Origin of the sequence: Cellulomonas sp. ES6, assembly GCF_030053835.1 — a bacterium.
GTDB lineage: Bacteria > Actinomycetota > Actinomycetes > Actinomycetales > Cellulomonadaceae > Cellulomonas.
Genome location: NZ_CP125655.1, coordinates 246,059 through 264,352, shown reverse-complemented (window position 1 = coordinate 264,352; position 18,294 = coordinate 246,059). Strand labels below are relative to the sequence as shown.

At 77.4% G+C, this 18,294-nt stretch carries 19 protein-coding genes and 1 riboswitch; of the genes, 1 reads left to right on the top strand and 18 read right to left on the bottom strand.

Features of this window, described 5'->3' with window-relative positions; translation table 11 throughout:
* Positions 1–44: 44 nt before the first annotated feature.
* From P9841_RS01220 to P9841_RS01190, 7 genes are all read right to left on the bottom strand, one after another.
* Positions 45–2,924 carry a DEAD/DEAH box helicase gene (locus P9841_RS01220; protein ID WP_283320309.1) on the bottom strand — a complete coding sequence of 960 codons (2,880 nt, stop codon included), beginning with the start codon at positions 2,922–2,924 and terminating at the stop codon, positions 45–47.
* A 9-nt stretch (positions 2,925–2,933) separates the two neighbouring features.
* Entirely contained in the window at positions 2,934–3,860 is a 927-nt protein-coding gene (locus P9841_RS01215; RefSeq protein ID WP_283320308.1) for a diacylglycerol/lipid kinase family protein, read from the bottom strand.
* Complete coding sequence (tatC, locus tag P9841_RS01210; RefSeq protein WP_349306918.1) at positions 3,857–4,672, bottom strand: twin-arginine translocase subunit TatC; 816 nt, start codon at positions 4,670–4,672, stop codon at positions 3,857–3,859. Before tatC ends, P9841_RS01215 begins: the two co-directional genes overlap by 4 nt.
* A 7-nt stretch (positions 4,673–4,679) precedes the next feature.
* Complete coding sequence (gene tatA / locus P9841_RS01205; protein WP_283320307.1) at positions 4,680–5,009, bottom strand: twin-arginine translocase TatA/TatE family subunit; 330 nt, start codon at positions 5,007–5,009, stop codon at positions 4,680–4,682.
* A 104-nt stretch (positions 5,010–5,113) separates the two neighbouring features.
* On the bottom strand, positions 5,114–5,455 hold the full coding sequence (locus P9841_RS01200; protein WP_283320306.1) for a hypothetical protein: 342 nt from the start codon (positions 5,453–5,455) through the stop codon (positions 5,114–5,116).
* Between the two features lie 10 nt (positions 5,456–5,465).
* On the bottom strand, positions 5,466–6,446 hold the full coding sequence (locus P9841_RS01195) for a helix-turn-helix transcriptional regulator (protein WP_283320305.1): 981 nt from the start codon (positions 6,444–6,446) through the stop codon (positions 5,466–5,468).
* Positions 6,439–7,482: a helix-turn-helix transcriptional regulator gene (locus tag P9841_RS01190; RefSeq protein ID WP_283320304.1), complete on the bottom strand. Its 1,044-nt coding sequence runs from the start codon at positions 7,480–7,482 to the stop codon at positions 6,439–6,441. The genes P9841_RS01195 and P9841_RS01190 overlap by 8 nt, the downstream gene beginning before the upstream one ends.
* A gap of 33 nt (positions 7,483–7,515) precedes the next feature.
* Between P9841_RS01190 and P9841_RS01185 the strand changes: the two genes are divergently transcribed.
* Positions 7,516–8,772, top strand: a complete 1,257-nt coding sequence (locus P9841_RS01185; protein WP_283320303.1) for a DUF3866 family protein — start codon at positions 7,516–7,518, stop codon at positions 8,770–8,772.
* Positions 8,773–8,872: 100 nt separating this feature from the next.
* Here P9841_RS01185 and P9841_RS01180 read toward each other — a convergent pair whose 3' ends face one another.
* The 11 genes from P9841_RS01180 to fmt all read right to left on the bottom strand — a co-directional run bounded on the left by P9841_RS01180 (position 8,873) and on the right by fmt (position 18,287).
* Positions 8,873–9,370 (bottom strand): PH domain-containing protein, encoded by a 498-nt coding sequence (locus P9841_RS01180; protein WP_283320302.1) that lies wholly within the window; start codon positions 9,368–9,370, stop codon positions 8,873–8,875.
* A 9-nt stretch (positions 9,371–9,379) separates the two neighbouring features.
* Positions 9,380–10,228, bottom strand: coding sequence for an ATP phosphoribosyltransferase (hisG, locus tag P9841_RS01175; RefSeq protein ID WP_283320301.1), 849 nt, complete (start codon positions 10,226–10,228; stop codon positions 9,380–9,382).
* A 37-nt stretch (positions 10,229–10,265) separates the two neighbouring features.
* A complete protein-coding gene (locus tag P9841_RS01170) occupies positions 10,266–10,529 on the bottom strand; it encodes a phosphoribosyl-ATP diphosphatase (RefSeq protein WP_283320300.1) in 264 nt (87 codons plus the stop codon).
* Positions 10,530–10,616: 87 nt separating this feature from the next.
* The gene (pnuC, locus tag P9841_RS01165) at positions 10,617–11,315 is read right to left on the bottom strand and encodes a nicotinamide riboside transporter PnuC (RefSeq protein ID WP_283320299.1); all 699 of its coding nucleotides are present in this window, start codon (positions 11,313–11,315) and stop codon (positions 10,617–10,619) included.
* The gene (gene ribH, locus P9841_RS01160; protein WP_283320298.1) at positions 11,312–11,782 is read right to left on the bottom strand and encodes a 6,7-dimethyl-8-ribityllumazine synthase; all 471 of its coding nucleotides are present in this window, start codon (positions 11,780–11,782) and stop codon (positions 11,312–11,314) included. Before ribH ends, pnuC begins: the two co-directional genes overlap by 4 nt.
* Positions 11,779–13,083 carry a 3,4-dihydroxy-2-butanone-4-phosphate synthase gene (gene ribB, locus P9841_RS01155; protein WP_283320297.1) on the bottom strand — a complete coding sequence of 435 codons (1,305 nt, stop codon included), beginning with the start codon at positions 13,081–13,083 and terminating at the stop codon, positions 11,779–11,781. The genes ribH and ribB overlap by 4 nt, the downstream gene beginning before the upstream one ends.
* Positions 13,080–13,742 (bottom strand): riboflavin synthase, encoded by a 663-nt coding sequence (locus tag P9841_RS01150; RefSeq protein WP_283320296.1) that lies wholly within the window; start codon positions 13,740–13,742, stop codon positions 13,080–13,082. Before P9841_RS01150 ends, ribB begins: the two co-directional genes overlap by 4 nt.
* Entirely contained in the window at positions 13,742–14,746 is a 1,005-nt protein-coding gene (gene ribD, locus P9841_RS01145; protein ID WP_283321819.1) for a bifunctional diaminohydroxyphosphoribosylaminopyrimidine deaminase/5-amino-6-(5-phosphoribosylamino)uracil reductase RibD, read from the bottom strand. The genes P9841_RS01150 and ribD overlap by 1 nt, the downstream gene beginning before the upstream one ends.
* A gap of 125 nt (positions 14,747–14,871) precedes the next feature.
* Positions 14,872–15,003: riboswitch (FMN riboswitch) on the bottom strand.
* Positions 15,004–15,107: 104 nt separating this feature from the next.
* Positions 15,108–15,776 (bottom strand): ribulose-phosphate 3-epimerase, encoded by a 669-nt coding sequence (rpe, locus tag P9841_RS01140; RefSeq protein WP_283320295.1) that lies wholly within the window; start codon positions 15,774–15,776, stop codon positions 15,108–15,110.
* An 85-nt stretch (positions 15,777–15,861) separates the two neighbouring features.
* A complete protein-coding gene (locus P9841_RS01135; RefSeq protein WP_283320294.1) occupies positions 15,862–17,349 on the bottom strand; it encodes an RsmB/NOP family class I SAM-dependent RNA methyltransferase in 1,488 nt (495 codons plus the stop codon).
* Complete coding sequence (fmt, locus tag P9841_RS01130) at positions 17,346–18,287, bottom strand: methionyl-tRNA formyltransferase (RefSeq protein ID WP_283320293.1); 942 nt, start codon at positions 18,285–18,287, stop codon at positions 17,346–17,348. Before fmt ends, P9841_RS01135 begins: the two co-directional genes overlap by 4 nt.
* Between the last annotated feature and the right edge of the window lie 7 nt (positions 18,288–18,294).

Sequence of the window (18,294 nt, the reverse complement as noted above, 5' to 3'; positions counted from 1 at the left end):
CCGCCCGGGACCGCCGTCGCGGGGACCCGCCCGGCGCCGCGCCGTCAGGTCCCGGCGTAGGCGACGACCCCGCGCCGCACCGCGCCGACCGCCGACCGCGCCGTCTGGCGCAGCCGCTGGTCGGGAGCCGCCTTGGCGACCTGGTCCAGGACGTCGACCACCTGCTTGCACCAGCGGACGAAGTCGCCGGCGGCCAGGTCGGCGTCCCGCAGGACAGCGTCGAGCGAGCGACCCGCGGCCCACCGGTGCACGGCCTGGACCAGCCCCAGGTCGAGGGGCTGCACCGTCTCGAGCCGGTGTGTGCCCTCGAGGTCGTCCAGCTCGGACCAGATCCGGGTCGTCGCGTCCAGCGCGACGCCGAGCCGGCTCGCCGGCCCCCCGGGGACGGCCGGGGTGCGCTCCCGGTCGTCGCGGCGCGCCGAGTACACGACGGCCGAGACCGCCGCGGCGAGACCCGGCACGTCGAGGTCCTGCCACGCGCCCCGGCGCAGGCACTCCGCCAGCAGCAGGTCGTTCTCGGCGTACAGGCGGCGTAGCCACCGGCCGTCCTCGGTGACCCGCGTGCCCTCGTCGGGCACCTTCTCGAGGTACCCGAGGCTGACCAGCACGTCGCAGATCCGGTCGAACACGGTGGCGATCGACCCGGTCCTGCCCTCGATGCGCCGGACGAGCGCGCGGTGCTCGCCGTCGAGGCGCTGCCAGCGCTCGGCCCACCGCGCGTGCTCCTCGCGGTCCGGGCACGCGTGGCAGGGGTGGGCCCGCAGGCGCCGGCGCAGCCCCGCGATCGCCTCGTCCTCGTCCCGCGCGACCGGGCGGCCCTGGCGGCGCGACGGCACGGCCCCCTCGACCCGCCCGGCGGCGATCTCGGCCCGCAGCGCCGCAGCCAGGTCGCGGCGGTGCGAGGCGGCACGCGGCGAGAAACCCTTCGGCACGCGCAGGCGGCCGACCGTGCGCACGCCGTCGCCGACGTCCTGGCTGGACAGGCGCCGCACGTCCCGCTCGGTGGTGAGGACCAGGGGGCGGGCCCCCTCGAAGCCGCCGGCGCTGCCGGGCTCGACCACCACGGCGTGGACCGACCGACGGCCGCCCGGCACCGCGACGACGTCCCCGACGGCGAGCGACGCCAGGCTGCGCGCGGCCGCCTCCCGCCGGGCACCGGCCGCGGCCCGGTGCACGCCCCGCTCCCGCTCCCCCAGCTCCCGGCGCAGCGACCAGTACTCGCGGAAGTCCCCCAGGTGGCAGGACATGGCCTCCGCGTAGCCCTCCAGCGCCTCGGCGTGGCTCTGCGCCTGCCGGGCCAGGCCGACCACCCCGCGGTCCGCCTGGAACTGGGCGAACGACGTCTCCAGCACCTCGCGGGCGCGCACGCGACCCACCTGCGCCACGAGGTTGACGGCCATGTTGTAGGTCGGGCGGAAGGCGGACCGCAGCGGGTACAGCCTCTTGGACGCCAGCCCGGCGAGCGCCATCGGGTCGAGGCCGCCGCGCCCCACGACCACGGCGTGCCCCTCGGTGTCGATGCCCCGGCGACCCGCCCGCCCCGTGAGCTGCGTGTACTCCCCCGGCGTGATGTCGACGTGCTGCGAGCCGTCCCACTTCACCAGCTTCTCGAGGACGACCGAGCGCGCCGGCATGTTGATCCCGAGCGCCAGCGTCTCGGTGGCGAACACGACCTTCACCAGGCCGCGCGCGAACGCCTCCTCGACCGTCTCCTTGAACGCCGGCAGCATGCCCGCGTGGTGCGGCGCGACGCCCCGGACCAGCGCGTCCAGGAACCCCCAGTACCCGAGCACGTCGAGGTCCTCGCGCGGCACGGAGGCGCAGCGGGCCTCGGCGATCTCCCGGATCTCCTCCTGCTCCGCCGGCGAGGTCAGCCGCAGCCCGCCCGCGAGGCACTGGGCCACCGCCGCGTCGCAGCCGGCCCGCGAGAAGATGAAGACGATCGCGGGCAGCAGCCCCGCGTCGTCCAGGACGTCGACCATGACCGGCCGCGGGGCCGGCCGGACGCCGCCGAGGCCCCCCGCGCCACCCGGGCCGCCTGCCCCGCCGTCCCGCCTCCGGCCGCCAGGCCCGCGGAAGCCCCGGTCACCCTGCCCGCGCCGACCGCGGTGCGGGCCGTCGCCCGATCGCTCCGCCCGGCGCAGCAGGTGCGCCAGCTCCGGGTTGATCGGGGGGTTCGCGCCCGGGGCCGTGGGGTCGACGTGGCCGGCGTACAGGTCCAGGAGGTCGTCGCGCACCAGCACGTGCTGCCCGAGCGGGACCGGCCGGTGCTCGCTCACCACGACGGCCGTGTCACCCCGCACGGTGCGCAGCCAGTCGCCGAACTCCTCGGCGTTGGACACGGTCGCGGACAGCGACACCAGCTGCACGTCGTCGGGCAGGTGGATGATCACCTCCTCCCACACCGGGCCGCGGAACCGGTCGGCCAGGTAGTGCACCTCGTCCATGACCACGTACCCCAGGCCGTCGAGCGTGCTCGAGCCCGCGTACAGCATGTTGCGGAGCACCTCGGTGGTCATGACGACCACCGGCGCCTCGCCGTTCTGCGTGGTGTCGCCGGTCAGCAGGCCGACCTGGTCCGCCCCGTGGCGCCGCACGAGGTCGTGGTACTTCTGGTTCGACAGGGCCTTGATCGGGGTCGTGTAGAACGCCTTGCGCCCGGTCCGCAGCGCCAGGTGCACCGCGAACTCGCCGACGACCGTCTTCCCGGCGCCGGTGGGCGCGGCGACCAGCACGCCGCTGCCCCGCTCGACCGCCTCGCACGCCTCGACCTGGAAGTCGTCCAGCGGGAAGTCCATGAGCGTCCGGAACCGGGCGAGCTCGCTGCGCTCGGACCGCGCGCGGCGGCGGGCCACGGCGTACCGGTCGGCGGGAGCGAGCTCCTCGGCGTCGCGGGGGGTGCGGGAGGGGTCGCGTGGTGCCACCCCTGCAGCCTAGGTCGGCAGCGGCGCGAGCACCCGGACGGCGCCCGGGACGACCTCCGCGACGAGCGGCAGGGGGCCGATGCGCTCGCCGTCGGCGTGCGCCTCCGGGGGCGTCCCGCCCAGATGGGGCGCGGGCTCGACCAGCACCCGGCGGCTGCGCAGCACCTGGACCTGCGGGTGGTGCACGTGCCGTCCCGCGTACATGCCCGGGAAGATGCGCAGGACGCCGGCACGGGTGACGGGACCCGCCACGACCACGTCGAGCAGCCCGTCGTCCAGCCGGGCGTCGGGCGCCACGCGGATGCCCCCGCCGATCCACGGGCCGTTCGCGGCGACCACGACCGTCCCGGCCGACTCCCACACGCCCTCGTCCGTGGTGAGGCGGTAGCCGTAGGGGCGGAAGGCCCGCAGCTCGGGCACCAGCGCCCGCACGTACCGGGCGGACCCCCGCGGCCACCGCAGCGCGTTGGCACGGGCGTTCACGGCGGCGTCGATGCCGCAGGACAGCGCACCGAGGTACCACTCGCGGGCGCTGTGCGTGGGGGGGCCGACGCTCACCGCGTCGATCGCCCGCGGGCCGACGAGCAGCGCCCGCTCGATCGCCGTCACCGCGGCCGCCACGTCCCCCCGCGGCAGGCCGAGGGCCCGCGCGACGTCGTTGCCCGTCCCGCCGGCCACGATGCCCAGCGGCAGGTCCGTCTCCGCGACGACGTTCGCGCCGAGGTGCACCAGCCCGTCGCCGCCGACCACCACGAGCGCGTCGAGCCCCGCGACCGCCGCCCGGCGCGCGTGCGCCGTCGCCGTCAGCAGGTCCCGCGCGGTGAGGTCCTCGACGCGGTGACCGCGACGGCGCAGCTCGGCCAGGGCCGCGGTGCCGACGCCGCTGCCCCGTCCGACGCCCGCGACCGGGTTCACGACGACGCCAAGGTGGCTCACCGGTCCACCACGCCGTCCGGGCCGGTGGCGTCCGCGGCCTCCGCCTCCACCGACCGACGGTCGGCGCGGCGGTCGTGCAGCAGCGACAGCCCCACCGCCGCCATGTACAGCCCGGCGGTCGGGGCGGCCAGCACGAGCATCGTCACCACGTCCGGGGTCGGCGTCATGACCGCCGAGAAGATGCAGGACAGCAGCACCGCCCAGCGCCACCCCCTGAGCCACGTCGACCCGCGCACCAGGCCGACCAGGTTGAGGCAGATCATGAGCACGGGGACCAGGAACGCCACGCCGAACGCGAGCACGAACCGCATGACGAAGCTCAGGTACGTCGAGGCGTCGATGAGGTTGGTCGCCTGCTCGGGGACGAACTCGGTGAGCACGGCCACCGCGCGCGGCAGCACGTACCAGGCGAACGCCGCACCGGCCAGGAACATCGGCACCGCGACGCCCACGAACCCGATGGCCGAGCGGCGCTCGCGGCGGGTCAGCCCCGGCGTGACGAACGCCCACAGCTGGTAGAGCCACCACGGGCTGGACACGAGCGCGCCGATGAACAGCGCGACCTTGAACTTCATGTCCATCGCGGACGCCAGGCCGGCGAAGTTCACCGACGCGACGACGTCCCGCTCGGCCGCGGCGTCCAGCAGGGGGTCCTGCAGCGACCGGAACACCGGGTCGTACACGATCCAGCCGAGCACGCCGCCGACGACGACGCCGAGCGCGGCGAGGACCAGCCGCTTGCGGAGCTCGATCAGGTGCTCGCGCAGCGGCATCCTGCCCTCGGGGTTGGCCGAGGGGCGACGCAGGGCCACGGGGGCGTCAGGGGCGCGGGTCGGTGGTCCCCGGCTCCGCGGTGGTGCCGGACGCCGACGTCGCGGGCGGCGGCGTGACCACCGGGGGCGTGAGCGGGGTGCCGGTCGCGCCCGGGGCGGGAGGCGTCACGACGGGTGCGGCGGGCGGCTGCGCGGTGGCGTCGGCGCGGCCCGGCTTGTCGTCGTCGTCCGCCAGGTCGCGCACCTCGCGCTTGAAGATCCGCAGGGACTTGCCGATCCCGCTCGCCAGGTCCGGCAACCGCTTGGAGCCGAACAGCAGGACGATGATGAGGATCAGGATGAGGATCGAAACGGGATGCTCGAAGAGCCTCGCCATGGCAGAACTCCCTGGTGCTGGATCAGCAGTCACGTGAGTCTACAGTCCGCCCGCGGGCCCGACCCCTGGGCGCACCGGTCCGTCACCGGGTCGTCAGCGGCCCGTCAGCGCGTGTAGCCGCGCCACGTCTCCCGCACCGCGCGGTCGCGGGCGCGCCGTCGCTCCCGCCGGGCCGCGGCCTCCGCCCGCAGCACCGACCAGCGGGCCCGCGCCTCGCGGGGCTCGGGCAGCAGCACCGCCTCCCGGGCCGCGCGGGCGGCGCGCTCGGCCTCCTGCGCCTGCTCGGCCAGCGTCGAGGCGTGCTCCGCGAGCTCGCCCAGCACGGCCGAGGCGCGCTCGAGCTCCGTCACGAGCGCCCGGGCCCGGCGCCACAGGTCGCGCCCGAGCAGGAACGCACCCACGAGCGTGCCCAGGACGAGCACCACCCACACGACGACCCACACCATGGCGGCCAACCTATCCCGCCGCGCCGGCCAGCGGCCCGTAGGCCGCCAGCGCCTCGGTCGCCCGGGCGGCGACGTCGCGCGCCACCTCGGGCGGACGCACGCCCAGCAGGTCGTCCGCCGCCTGCAGCAGCAGGTTGCGCAGGAACGCGGGCTGGACCACCCGGACGTCGACCTCGAACGAGCCGTCGGGGAGGTTGCGGACCTCCTCGACCGGGACGGTCTCGGCCACCCAGCGGCCGGTGCTGCGCAGGTGCAGCGTGACGACGTCGCCCGTGGGGTCGGGCCGGAACTCCGCGGTGGCGCCGCGCCCTGCGCCGGGGTGCGGGTCCGCCGGCACGTCGAGCACCTCGGCGCCGATCACGCGGTCCAGCCGGAACAGCCGCTCGTCGCCCGCGCGCAGGCACCACGCCTGGAGGTACGACCGCTCGTCGCTCGTGGTCAGGCGCAGCGGGTCGACGTCCCGGTCGCTGGTCACGTCGGAGGCGTTCACGTAGCGGATGCGCAGCCGGCGGCCCCGGGCGAGCGCGGTGCGGATCGCGGCGACCACCTCCGGCAGCCCGTCGACCGCCAGCCGCACGTCCACCGCGTTCGCCGCCTCCCCCGTCGCGGCCGCCAGCTTGTCGAGCGCCGAGCGCAGCACCGCCGCGTGCTCCGGCTCGAGCGTCGGGCCGAGGTCCGCGACCATGGCGCTCAGGGCCGCCAGCAGGGTCACCGCCTCCCGCGTGCCCAGCCGCAGCGGCTGCGTCATGCCGCGCGACTCGGTGAGCCGGATCTCGCCGCGGTCGTAGGAGTCCGCGTCGAAGTCGATGAGGTCGTGCGGGTAGTACCCGGGGGTGCCGCTCATCCACAGCGTGTCGACGTCCGCCATGACCTGCGACGACGACACCCCGAAGTGCTCGGCCAGTTGGTCGACGGGGACGCCGTCGTGCCGGTCCAGGTACCCGATCATCCCCAGCAGCCGCAGCAGCCGCTCGCTCGCCCGCTCAGCCACGTCCGTCCTCCCCCGTGCCGGGTCCCGCACCCGCGTCCGGTCCCGCCAGCGCCGCGGCGCTCCGCAGCAGCCGCAGCACGGCCGCGCGCAGCGCCGGCGGGTCCGCGACCAGCACCGCGTCGCCGTACCCGGCGACCTCCTCCGCGAGCTCCCACGTCGCGCGGTACGGCACGCGCACCAGGTCGCGGTCGGCGACCACCGCGCGCAGCGCCGGGTCGGCGTCGGCCGGCAGCGCCGTGGCGGAGCCGCGCGCCCGCAGCGCCTCCGCCCGCTCCGGGCGCAGCGCCAGCACCGCCGTGCGCTCCTGCCCCGCGTCCCACGACCGCAGGGCCGACTCCATCTGCTGCGTCGCGGGCGGGTCGAACGCGCCGTCGTCCCCGTCCGGACGCACGCGGCCCTCGATGCGGCTCAGCCGGTACGACCGGGGCGCCGCGCGGTCGACGTCGCGGCCGACCAGGAACCAGCCGCCGCGGCGCGCCACGAGCCGCCACGGCTCGACGAGACGCTCGCGCACCTCCCCCGTGTTCGCCGCGCGGTACGTGAACCGCACCCGCTGCCGGGCCTGCACGGCGTCGAGCAGGGGCCGGAACGCGTCGCCGCCGGCCCGCACCCGCGGCACCAGGCCCGCGGCGAGGTCGGTCGCACCCGAGCCCGCGCCCACCGCGCGCAGCTTGGTCAGCGCCCGCGACGTGTCCGCCCGCACCGAGCGGTCCTGCCAGAACTCGGCCGCCAGCGACAGCGCGCCGAGCTCGGCGGCCGTCAGCTCCAGCGGCGGCAGGGCGTACGCGTCCTGGTCGACCCGGTAGCCGATGTCGTCGCCGTGCCCCGCGGCGGTCACCGTCGTCACGGGGATGCCGAGCTCGCGCAGCGTGTCCTTGTCCCGCTCGAACATCCGCTCGAACGCCTCGTCGGACGCGGCGTCGCCGTAGCCCGCGACGGTGCGGCGGATCTGCTCCTTCGTCATGCGGCCCGGGGTGTGCACCAGGGCGATGACGAGGTTGAGCAGCCGCTCGGCGGGCTGGATCTGTTCGGGCATCGGCACAACCGTAGTGGCCGGTAGCGTGGTCCGGTGATCACGTGGCGCTCGGGTGTGGTGGAGTCGGTCGGACGCGCGTGGCCGGGAGCCGTGGAGCTGTCCGTCGTCGTCGAGGACGGCGTGAGCGGCCCCGACCCGGTGTCGGTGCGGGCGCTCGCCTACCCCGCCCTGGTCGGCTCGCCCGGGCCCGGGGACCGCGTGCTGCTGAACGTCTCCGCGCTCGCCCGGGGGCTCGGCACCGGCGGGTACGCGCTGGTCGTCGCGCCCGGCCGGCTGCCCGCCGACCCGCAGGCCGGCCCGGGGCACCTGGTGAAGGCCCGGTACACCCCGCTGCAGGCCATGGTGCTCGGCGTCGACGACCAGGAGTCGCCGCACCACGAGGTGCTGCGGGACGCCGACGACCTGGCGGGGCTCCCCGTCGTCGTGGCCGACCTGCACTCCGCCCTGCCCGCGGTCGTCGCCGGGGTCCGGTACGCCGACGCGCTGACCGGCGGCCACGGCGGCGAGCCGCTGCGGGTCGCGTACGTCATGTCCGACGGCGGGGCGCTGCCGGCGTGGTTCTCGCGCGCGGTGGCCGGCCTGCGGGAGGCCGGCTGGATCGCCTCGTGCCTGACGGCCGGGCAGGCGTTCGGCGGCGACCTCGAGGCCGTCACGGTCCACACGGCCCTGCTCGCCGCCCGCCACGTCGTGCGGGCCGACGTGGTGGTGGTCGCGCAGGGGCCCGGCAACCTCGGCACCGGGACGCGGTGGGGCTTCTCGGGCGTCGCCGCCGGGGAGGCCGTGAACGCCGCGGCCGTGCTCGGCGGCCGGCCGGTCGCCTCGCTGCGGGTCTCGGGCGCCGACGCCCGGGAGCGGCACCTGGGCGTGTCGCACCACTCCCTGACCGCGTACGGGCGCGTGGCCCTGGCCCCGGCGGACGTCGTGGTGCCCGTGTTCGAGCCGGCGGCACCGGCGGAGGACGGCACCGGCCCCGACGCCGCGCAGACGCCGGCGGGCCTCACCGTCCCGGATCCCCAGGAGCACCCGGGCGCCCACCTCGCGGCCGTGGGCCGGCGGGTGCGGCAGCAGGCGCTCGCCCTGGGCGCCCCCGCCGGCCGGCACCGGCTGGTCGAGGTCCCGGCCGGCGCGGACCTGCTCACCGCGCTGGGCGCCTCGCCCGTCCGGCTCTCCACGATGGGCCGGGGCCTCGCCCAGGACCCGGCGGCGTTCCTCGCGGCCGCCGCGGCCGGGGTGCACGCCGCCCGGCTCGCGCGGGGGGTCGGCGACGACGGGACCGCGCCGCAGGCCTGACGGGACCGCGCCGCAGGCCTGACGGGACCGCCGGACGGGCCCGCCGGGCGGGTAGGCCCGGCGGGTCGGGCCCGGCGGGTCAGGTCGGCGGAGCGCGCGGTCAGTCGTCGCGCGCGGTCCGCGTCCGGGACGCCACCAGCGTCGCCAGGCGCCGCGCCTCGCGCTGCGCCAGCTCGCCGTCGGCGCGCTGCACGCCCATCACCGCGAGCGTGTCGCCGTCGTCCAGGTCGAGCTGCACCCACGGCCGGCCCTCACCGAACCGCACCCAGACGATCTGCGCCCACGGGACGGTGCGCGTGGTGGCGAGGTTGCGCACCCGCAGGCCCTCGGGGGTCGGGGTGGCGGACACCGTCGCCTGCCGCCAGCAGAACCAGACGATGGCGGCGCCGAGCAGCCCGAACCCGAGCCGGTCCCCCGCCCCGAGACCGACCAGGCCGGTGCGGGGCAGCAGCACGAGCAGCAGCACCGTGGCGGCGGCCACGACCACCGCCAGCACGGTCGTCACCCAGCGCGCCGCCCGGGGCCGGAACACGTCGTCCAGCGCCCGTCCGGTCCCTGCGCCGCCCGGCGCCGCCCCGTCGCCCCCCGCACCCGGCACGTCGCGGCCCTACAGCCGGCAGGCGTGGATCGAGGTGACGAGGATCGCGCGCGCGCCCACGTCGTACAGGGCGTCCATGACCTTGTTGGTCTCGCTGCGCCGCACCATGACGCGCACGGCCGCCCAGTCGGTGTTGTGGAGCGGGGAGACCGTCGGCGACTCCAGGCCGGGGGTCACGGCGACGGCCCGGTCCACCAGCTCCAGCGGGACGTCGTAGTCCATGAGGACGTACTCGCGGGCGGTCAGCACGCCCTGCAGCCGCCGGGTCAGGACGTCGAGCCCCGCAGGCTCCGGGCCGTCGGCGCGGCGCACGAGGACGGCCTCCGAGGTGAGGATCGGCGCGCCGAACACGTCGAGCCCGGCGGCGCGCAGCGTCGTGCCCGTCTCGACGACGTCGGCGATGACGTCCGCCACGCCCAGCCGGATCGCGGTCTCGACGGCGCCGTCCAGCCGCACGACCTCGGCGGGCTCGACGCCCTGCGAGGCGAGGTACTGCCCGACGAGCACCGGGTAGGACGTCGCCACGCGCCGGCCGGCGACCTCGCGGACGTCGTTCATCGTGCCCGCCTGCGTCGCGAACCGGAACGTGGAGCGGGCGAACCCGAGCGGCAGGTGCTCCGTGGCGGGCGAGCCGGAGTCGAGCAGCAGGTCTCGCCCGGTGATGCCGACGTCGACGGTGCCGGTGCCGACGTACACGGCGATGTCGCGCGGGCGCAGGAAGAAGAACTCGACGCCGTTGTCGGCGTCGGGCAGGACGAGCTCGCGGGAGTCGCGGCGCTGGCGGTAGCCCGCCTCGCGCAGCATCTCGGCGGCGGGCTCGGCGAGCGAGCCCTTGTTCGGGACGGCGATCCTCAGCACAGGGGGGTCCTCAGGTCGGTGGTGCGGCGGGGGCGGGTCACAGGTGCGCGTACACGTCGTCGAGGGTCAGACCCTTCGCGACCATGAGCACCTGCAGGTGGTACAGGAGCTGGGAGATCTCCTCGGCGGTGCGGTCGTCCCCCTCGTGCTCCGCGGCCATCCAGACCTCGGCCGCCTCCTCGACGATCTTCTTGCCGATCGCATGGACCCCGGCGTCGAGCTCCCGGACGGTCCCGGAGCCGGCGGGCCGGGTGGTCGCCTTCTCGGTCAGCTCAGCGAACAGCGCGTCGAACGTCTTCACGCCCGTCAGGGTAGACGGTCGCCGCGTGCCCCTCCCGCCGCGCCCGCTCCCCGGGACGGCCGCCGCCCGCGGCCCGGGGGCGCCCCCTCAGCCCGCGACGCCGGCCGCGGCGGTCACCTGCTGCGGTGCCTCCCGCCGCCGGGCGCGCCACCACACGACGAACCCGGACAGCACCACGCCCGCGTAGACCAGGTACAGCACCGCGGAGGGGTAGTACCCGGCGCTGAGCAGCAGCGGCACGCCCACCGCGTCCACCGCGATCCAGATGAGCCAGAACTCGATCCAGCCGCGGGCCATGCCGTACGTGGCGAGCAGCGAGCCGACGAAGATCCAGGCGTCCGCCCACGGGCCCCACGACCCGAGCGCGTCGAACACGAGCGCGCAGACGACGGTCCCGACCACGCCGATGCCGATGATCTGCACCCACCCGGACCGCCCGGCCCACCGCGGGACGACCGCCGGCGCGTCCGGCGCACCGTGCTCGCGCGACGCCCGCCGCGTGCGGGACCACCGCACCCAGCCGTACACCGCCACCGCGACGAAGAACACCTGGCGTCCGGCCTGCCCGTACAGGTCGCGCGCCTGCGGGGTGTGGAAGACGCCGCCGAGGAACACGGTGAACAGCAGCACGTTGCCGACGATGCCGACCGGCCACGCCCAGATCCGCCGCCGCAGCCCGCCGAGCGCCGACGCGAGGCCGAACAGGTTGCCGACGACCTCGCGCCACAGCACCGGGTGACCGGCGACGACGAGCTGCGCGTCGAACAGCCAGGTGAGCAGGTTCACAGCGCGCGCAGGGCGACGACCGTCGCCACCGCCGCCTCGGCCGCCTCGGCGCCCTTGTCCTCGTGCGACCCCGGCAGGCCGGCGCGGTCGAGCGCCTGGGCCTCGTCGTCGCACGTGAGGACCCCGAAGCCGACGGGCACGCCCGTCGTGACGGCGACGTCGGTGAGGCCCGAGGTGGCGGCCTGGCAGACGTACTCGAAGTGCGGCGTGCCGCCGCGGATCACGACGCCGAGCGCGACCACGGCGTCCACCTCCCCGCTGCGCGCCGCCCGGGCGGCCGCGACGGGCAGCTCGAACGTGCCCGGGACGCGGACCTCCCGCACGTCCTCGACGTGGGCCGCGGCCAGGGCCCGCCGCGCGCCCGCAAGCAGGCCGTCCATGACGGTGGTGTGCCAGGACGCCGCGACGACGACGACCCGCAGGCCGGTGCCGTCCGTGGTGATCTGGGGTGCGCCGCTGCCGCTCATCGTGGGTCCTCCGGGGTGTGGTCGAGGCCGGGCAGCAGGTGTCCCATCGCCCGGGCCTTGGTGCGCAGGTAGGTCTCGTTGTGGGGGGTGCGCCCGACCTCCAGGCCGCGGACCTCCGCGACCTCGATGCCGTGCGCCGTCAACCCGGCGACCTTCGCGGGGTTGTTCGTCAGCAGGGTGATGCGGCGGGCGCCCAGGTCCTCGAGGATCGCCGCGGCGGCGCCGTACTCCCGCCGGTCCGCGGGCCAGCCGAGGTCGAGGTTGGCCTCGACCGTGTCCCGGCCCGCGTCCTGCAGGGCGTAGGCGCCGATCTTCGCGACGAGGCCGATGCCCCGGCCCTCGTGGCCGCGCAGGTACACCACGGCGCCGCCGTCGCGGGCGGCGAGCTCCAGGGCCGCGTCGAGCTGCGGTCCGCAGTCGCACCGCTCGGAGCCGAACGCGTCCCCCGTCAGGCACTCGGAGTGGACCCGCACCACGGGCTGCTCGACCAGGCCGGTCGCCGCGACGAGCGCCACGTGCTCGGCGCCGGTGCGCAGGTCGCGGTACGCGTGCACCGTGAACGCGCCGTGCCGCGTGGGCAGCTGGGCGGTGTGCGCCCGGTGCACCCGCCGCTCCGGCGCGGTGGCGGCCGACTCGGGACCGGGCGCCGGTTCCGACGGCAGGTCCCCGTGGGCGGTGCGCCAGGCGATCAGGTCGGCGATCGTCAGCACCACGAGCCCGTGCTCGCGCGCCAGGGCGGCGGTCTGCGGGAGCCGCATCATCGTGCCGTCGTCGTTCACCAGCTCCGCGATCGCGGCGACCGGCTCGACGCCCGCGAGCCGGCACAGGTCGACCGCCGCCTCGGTGTGGCCCGCGCGGTGCAGCACGCCGCCCGGCACCGCGCGCAGCGGCAGCACGTGCCCCGGCCGGATGAGGTCCTCGCGTCCCGAGGCCGGGTCGGACAGCAGGCGCAGCGTCTGCGTGCGGTCGGCCGCGGAGATGCCCGTCGTGACGCCGTGCGCGGCGTCGACGGTGACCGTGTACGCGGTCCGCCGGGGGTCCTGGCTCTGCGGGACCATCAGCGGCAGGTCGAGGGCGTCGGCACGGGCGCCGGTCATCGGGGCGCAGAGGTAGCCCGAGGAGTGGCGGATGGTCCAGGCGACCCACTCGGGCGTGGCCCGGTCCGCGGCCAGGATCACGTCCGCCTCGTTCTCGCGGTCCGGGGAGTCCGCGACGAGCACCGGCCGGCCCGCGCGCAGCTCGGCCAGCGCCTGCTCGACGGTGCCGAGCACGACGTCCTCGTCGGCGGCCGCGGCGCTCACCGCGCACCCCCCTCGACCGGCGCGGTGCCCGCGACCGCCCCGGCCGTCAGCAGCCGCTCGACGTACTTCGCCAGCACGTCGACCTCCAGGTTCACGCGGGTGCCCGGCGCGGCGTCCCCGAGCGTGGTCGCGGCGAGCGTGGTGGGGATCAGCGAGACGCCGAACCAGTCCGGGCCGACCGCCGTCACCGTGAGGGAGACCCCCGCGACCGCGACCGAGCCCTTCTCCGCGACGTACCGGGCCAGCGCGGGGTCCAGGGCGATCTCCACCTCGTCCCAGCGCGGGCCGGGCGTGCGGCGGCGGACCGTCCCCACGCCGTCGACGTGCCCCTGCACGACGTGCCCGCCCAGCCGGGCGTCGGCCCGCACGGCACGCTCCAGGTTCACGGGGTCCCCGGGTCGCAGGTCGCCGAGCGCGGTGCGGCGCAGGGTCTCCGGCATCACGTCGACGACGAACGTGCCGTCCCCGGGCAGCACCGCGACCGTGAGGCAGACCCCGCCCACGGCGATCGAGTCGCCCGGCGCGGCGTCGGACACGACCAGCGGGCCGCGGACGGTCAGCCGGGCGTCACCCGCGCCCCCGTCCGCCGCTCCCTGCGTGCCGGGTGCCAGGTCGAGCGCCACCACGGCGCCGACCTCCTCCACGATGCCGGTGAACATCAGCGGTCCTCCTCCTCGGTGTCGGCCACGACGAGCACGTCGGGCCCCAGCGGCAGCACCTCGCGCGGGTGCAGCCGGATCGCGTCGTCGACGGTCCTCACGCCGAGGTCGCCGACGGCGCTGCGGCCGGCCCCGAGCAGGACGGGCGCGACGTACGCGTGCACCTCGTCGACGACCCCGGCGCGCAGGAACGCCGCGGCGAGCGTCGGCCCGCCCTCGACGAGCGCGTGCCGGACCTCGCGGGCGTGGAGCGCGGCGAGGGCCTCGCGGGGGTCGCGGGTGCGCAGGTGCACCACCTCGCCGCCGGGACCCGCGAGCCGGCCGTCCAGCGGCAGGGCGCGCTCACCGACGACGACGCGGAGCGGCTGGTGCTCCGCGAGCGAGCCGTCCGGCGTGCGGGCGGTGAGCGACGGGTCGTCCGCGAGCACGGTCCCGGTCCCGACCACCAGCGCGTCGACCTCGGCGCGCAGGGCGTGGGCGTGGGCGCGCGCCTCCGGCGAGGTGATCCACCGCGACGTGCCGTCCGCGGCGGCGACCCGGCCGTCCAGCGTCGCCGCGGTCTTCAGCGTGACGAACGGACGCCCGCGCCCGACGGCGAGCAGCCACGGGCGCAGCAGCGCGCGGCCCGCCGCCTCCTCGACCCCGGCGACCACCTCGACCCCCGCCGCGCGCAGGCGTGCCGCTCCCCCGGCGGCGTCCGGGTTCGGGTCCGCGACCGCCACCACGACGCGGCGCACACCCGCCTCGATCAGCGCGCGCGAGCAGGGCCCGGTACGTCCCGTGTGGTCGCAGGGCTCGAGCGTCACGACGGCCGTCGCGCCCCGGGCGCCGGTGCCGCGCTCGCGGGCGTCGGCCAGCGCCGCCACCTCCGCGTGCGCGGTCCCGGCCCCGCGGTGCCAGCCCTCGCCGAGGACCTCGCCGTCCGGGCCGAGCAGCACGCAGCCCACGCGGGGGTTCGGTCCGTGGGCGGGGCCGCGCCGCGCGAGGTCGAGGGCGCGCAGCATCGCGTCCCGCTCGACCGCCGTGGCGTCCACCGCCCCGCTCCCTCCGTCGCCGTCAGGCTCCGGGGTGCGGGCGGCGCGCTGGTGCACGACGACCACGGCGCACCCGGCTCACGCCGAGCACGCCGCCACGTCTCCTCCCATCCGGACTGTCACCGTCGGTCCTGGAGTTCCACCAGGTCAACCGCTCACGCCGAGGCGCTTGCGGGTCGCGGACTGTCACCGCCGGCTCGGAATTGCACCGACCCCGGAGCACGTGTGTGTACTTCGCCAACGATGATGCCACAGCCGGCATTCCCGGCGTGACGGCCGTTCGTCCCGGCCGGGGTGCCGCGTGGCGCGGCCGGGCCGCACCCGCGCCGGGTCACCGCCGGAGCAGCGCCTCGTCCGCGAGCCCCCGCAGGGTGTCGATCTCCGCCGCGACGTCCGGCGCACCGTACACGGCCGACCCCGCCACGAAGACGTTCGCGCCCGCCTCGGCCACCGCCGCGATCGTGCCGCGCGAGACGCCCCCGTCCACCTGCACCCACGTCGCGGCGCCCTGCTCGTCGATCGCGGCGCGCAGCCGGCGGATCTTGGGCAGCGTCCCCTCGATGAAGGACTGCCCGCCGAACCCGGGCTCGACGGTCATGACCAGCACCATGTCGAACTCCGGCAGCAGGTCCAGCAGCGGCTCGACCGGGCTCGCGGGCCGCAGCGCGATGCCGGCCCGGGCGCCCGCCGACCGCAGCTCGCGCGCCAGCCGGACCGCCGCCTGCGCCGCCTCCGCGTGGAACGTCACCGACGCCGCACCCGCCCGCGCGTAGTCCACCGCCCACCGGTCGGCGTCCTCGATCATCAGGTGCACGTCGAGCGGCACCGGCGACACCTCGGCGATGCGCCGCACCACCGGCAGCCCGAGCGTGAGGTTCGGCACGAAGTGGTTGTCCATCACGTCGACGTGCGCGTAGTCGGCCCGGGCGATGCGGCCGAGATCGCGCTCGAGGTTGACGAAGTCGGCGGACAGGATGCTGGGGCTGATCAGTGCGGGCACGCGCCCCAGCGTATCGAGCACGCCGCGGGGGCGCCGGGGCGTGCCGGCCGGGACCGTCGCGCCCCCGACGCGCGTCGCCCCGCCGTCAGGACGTCCGGCGCAGCAGCGTGAGGTGCATCGCGTCCGTCCCGTGCACGTGCGGCCAGAGCTGCGCGTCCTCCCGGTCCGGCAGGTCGAGCCCGGGGGCGGTGCGGTGCAGCACCTCGGGCGCGGGCAGCACCTCGGTCTCCAGGCCCGCGCGGCGGGCGGCGCGACGCGCGTCCACCACCGCGAGGCTCGTCTCGGCGAGCACCGGCGAGCACGTCACGTACGCGACGACCCCGCCGACGCGCACCGCGCGCAGCGCCGACGCCAGCAGCTCCCGCTGCAGCGAGCCGAGCGCCGCGAGGTCGGCGGGGGTGCGCCGCCAGCGCGACTCCGGGCGCCGGCGCAGCGCACCCAGCCCGGTGCACGGGGCGTCGAGCAGGACGCGGTCGTAGGCGCCCGGCTCGTCGTCGCCGGCCTGGCGCCCGTCGCCCACCCGCACCTCCTCGACGGCACCCGCCGGCGCGGCCGCGAGGGCCTGGCGCACGAGCCGGGCGCGGTGCGGCTGCACCTCGTTGGCGACCAGCCGGGCGCCCCGCCCGCCGGCGAGGGCCGCCAGCAGGGCCGCCTTCCCGCCGGGGCCGGCGCACAGGTCGAGCCACCGGGCGTCGCGGCCGTCGAGCGGGGCGTCCGCGAGGGCGAGCGCGACGAGCTGGCTGCCCTCGTCCTGCACGCCCGCGCGTCCGGCCCGCACCGGGGCGAGCGCCGCCGGGTCGCCGCCCCCCGCGAGGGTGACGGCCGTGGGCGCCCACCGGCCGGGCTCGGCCCCGTCACCGGCCGCGGCCAGCAGCTCGTCCGGCGCGACCAGGCCGGGCCGGGCCACGAGCGTCACGCGGGGCGCCTCGTTGTCGGCCGCGAGCAGCGCGGGCAGCTCGGCGGCGTCGCGGCCGTGCCCCACGAGCGCCTCGCGGAGCGCCCGGGTCACCCAGGCCGGGTGGCTCTCGACCACCGACAGCCGGGCGACCTCCGCCGCGGTCCCCTGCTCCCGCGCGGCCGCGGCGTCCCCGACCCGCGCCAGCCAGACGTCCAGCGGCTCCCGGGCGACGGCGCGCAGCACGGCGTTGACGAACTGCGCGGGACCGGCCCCGACCCGCTCCCGCACCAGGCCGACGGTCTCCGACACCGCCGCGTGCGGCGGCACCCGCATCCCGAGCAGCTGGTGCGCGCCGAGGCGCAGGGCGTCCAGCACGGGCGGGTCTACCCGGTCCAGCGGCCTGCCGGCGCACTGCGCGATCACCGCGTCGTACCGGCCGCGCAGCCGCAGCGTGCCGTACGCCAGCTCGGTGGCGAAGCCGGCGTCCCGCCCGCGGATGCCGCGCTCGCGCAGCAGCGGCGGCAGCACGAGGTTCGCGTAGGCGTCCGAGTCGGCCACCGTGCGCAGCACGTCGAACGCGACGGTGCGCGCCGGGTCCGTCCCGCGACGCCGCTCGGCGGGCGCCGCGGCGGTGCGCCGGCGCGGGCCGCGACGGCCGCCCTGCGGCGCGCTCACGCGGCGTCCCCGCCCAGCACCGTGCCGGGCGCGAGGCGGGCGCCCCGGGCCCAGTCCGGTGCGGGCATCGCGCGCTTGCCCGCGGGACGGACCTCCTCCAGCCGCACCGCGTGCGTGCCGGTGCCCACGAGGACCTCGCCGCGCCCGGCCCGCAGCTCGCCGGGCCGCAGGTCGGTCACCGCGGGCTCGGGCCGCACCGGTCCGAGACCCAGCCGGGACCCGTCCGGCAGGGTCGTCCACGCGCCCGGGGCCGGGGTGCAGCCGCGCACCCGCCGGTCGACCGCCATGGCGGGGTGGTGCCAGCGCACCCGGGCGTCCTCGGTGGTGAGCCGCGGGGCGAGGCTGACGCCGTCGGCGGGCTGCGGGACGGGCGTGAGGATGCCCTCCTCCAGCGCGTCGAGCGTGCGCACCAGCAGCCCGGAGCCGGCCTCCGCCAGCCGTCCCAGCAGGTCCCCGGCGGTGTCGCGCGGGCGGATGGTCTCGGTGAGCGTGCCGTACACCGGGCCGGTGTCGAGGCCGGCCTCCAGCCGGAACGTGCTCGCGCCGGTCACCTCGTCGCCCGCGATGACGGCGTGCTGCACGGGGGCCGCACCCCGCCAGGCCGGCAGCACCGAGAAGTGCAGGTTGACCCACCCGTGCCGGGGCAGGTCGAGCAGCGCCGCCGGCACGAGGTTGCCGTACGCCACCACGGGCGCGGCGTCGGGCGCCAGCTCGGCGAGCCGTGCCCGCACGTCCTCGTCCCGCAGGGTCGCCGGCGTCAGCACCTCGATCCCGGCGTCCAGGGCGCGCTGCTTGACGGGGCTCGCGGCGAGCGTGCGGCCGCGGCCGGCGCGGGCGTCGGGTCGCGTGAGGACCGCGACGACCTCGTGGCGGGAGGCGATCAGGGCGTCCAGCGAGGGCAGCGCCACCGCGGGCGTCCCGGCGAAGAGCAGGCGCATGGGCACC

Coding starts and splice junctions, on each gene's coding strand:
- tatA (WP_283320307.1), bottom strand. CDS start 5,009: ATGGCGAGGCTCTTCGAGCATCCCGTTTCGATCCTCATCCTGATCCTC.
- P9841_RS01200 (WP_283320306.1), bottom strand. CDS start 5,455: ATGGTGTGGGTCGTCGTGTGGGTGGTGCTCGTCCTGGGCACGCTCGTG.
- P9841_RS01190 (WP_283320304.1), bottom strand. CDS start 7,482: ATGCCCGAACAGATCCAGCCCGCCGAGCGGCTGCTCAACCTCGTCATC.
- ribH (WP_283320298.1), bottom strand. CDS start 11,782: ATGAGCGGCAGCGGCGCACCCCAGATCACCACGGACGGCACCGGCCTG.
- P9841_RS01150 (WP_283320296.1), bottom strand. CDS start 13,742: ATGTTCACCGGCATCGTGGAGGAGGTCGGCGCCGTGGTGGCGCTCGAC.
- ribD (WP_283321819.1), bottom strand. CDS start 14,746: ATGCTGCGCGCCCTCGACCTCGCGCGGCGCGGCCCCGCCCACGGACCG.
- fmt (WP_283320293.1), bottom strand. CDS start 18,287: ATGCGCCTGCTCTTCGCCGGGACGCCCGCGGTGGCGCTGCCCTCGCTG.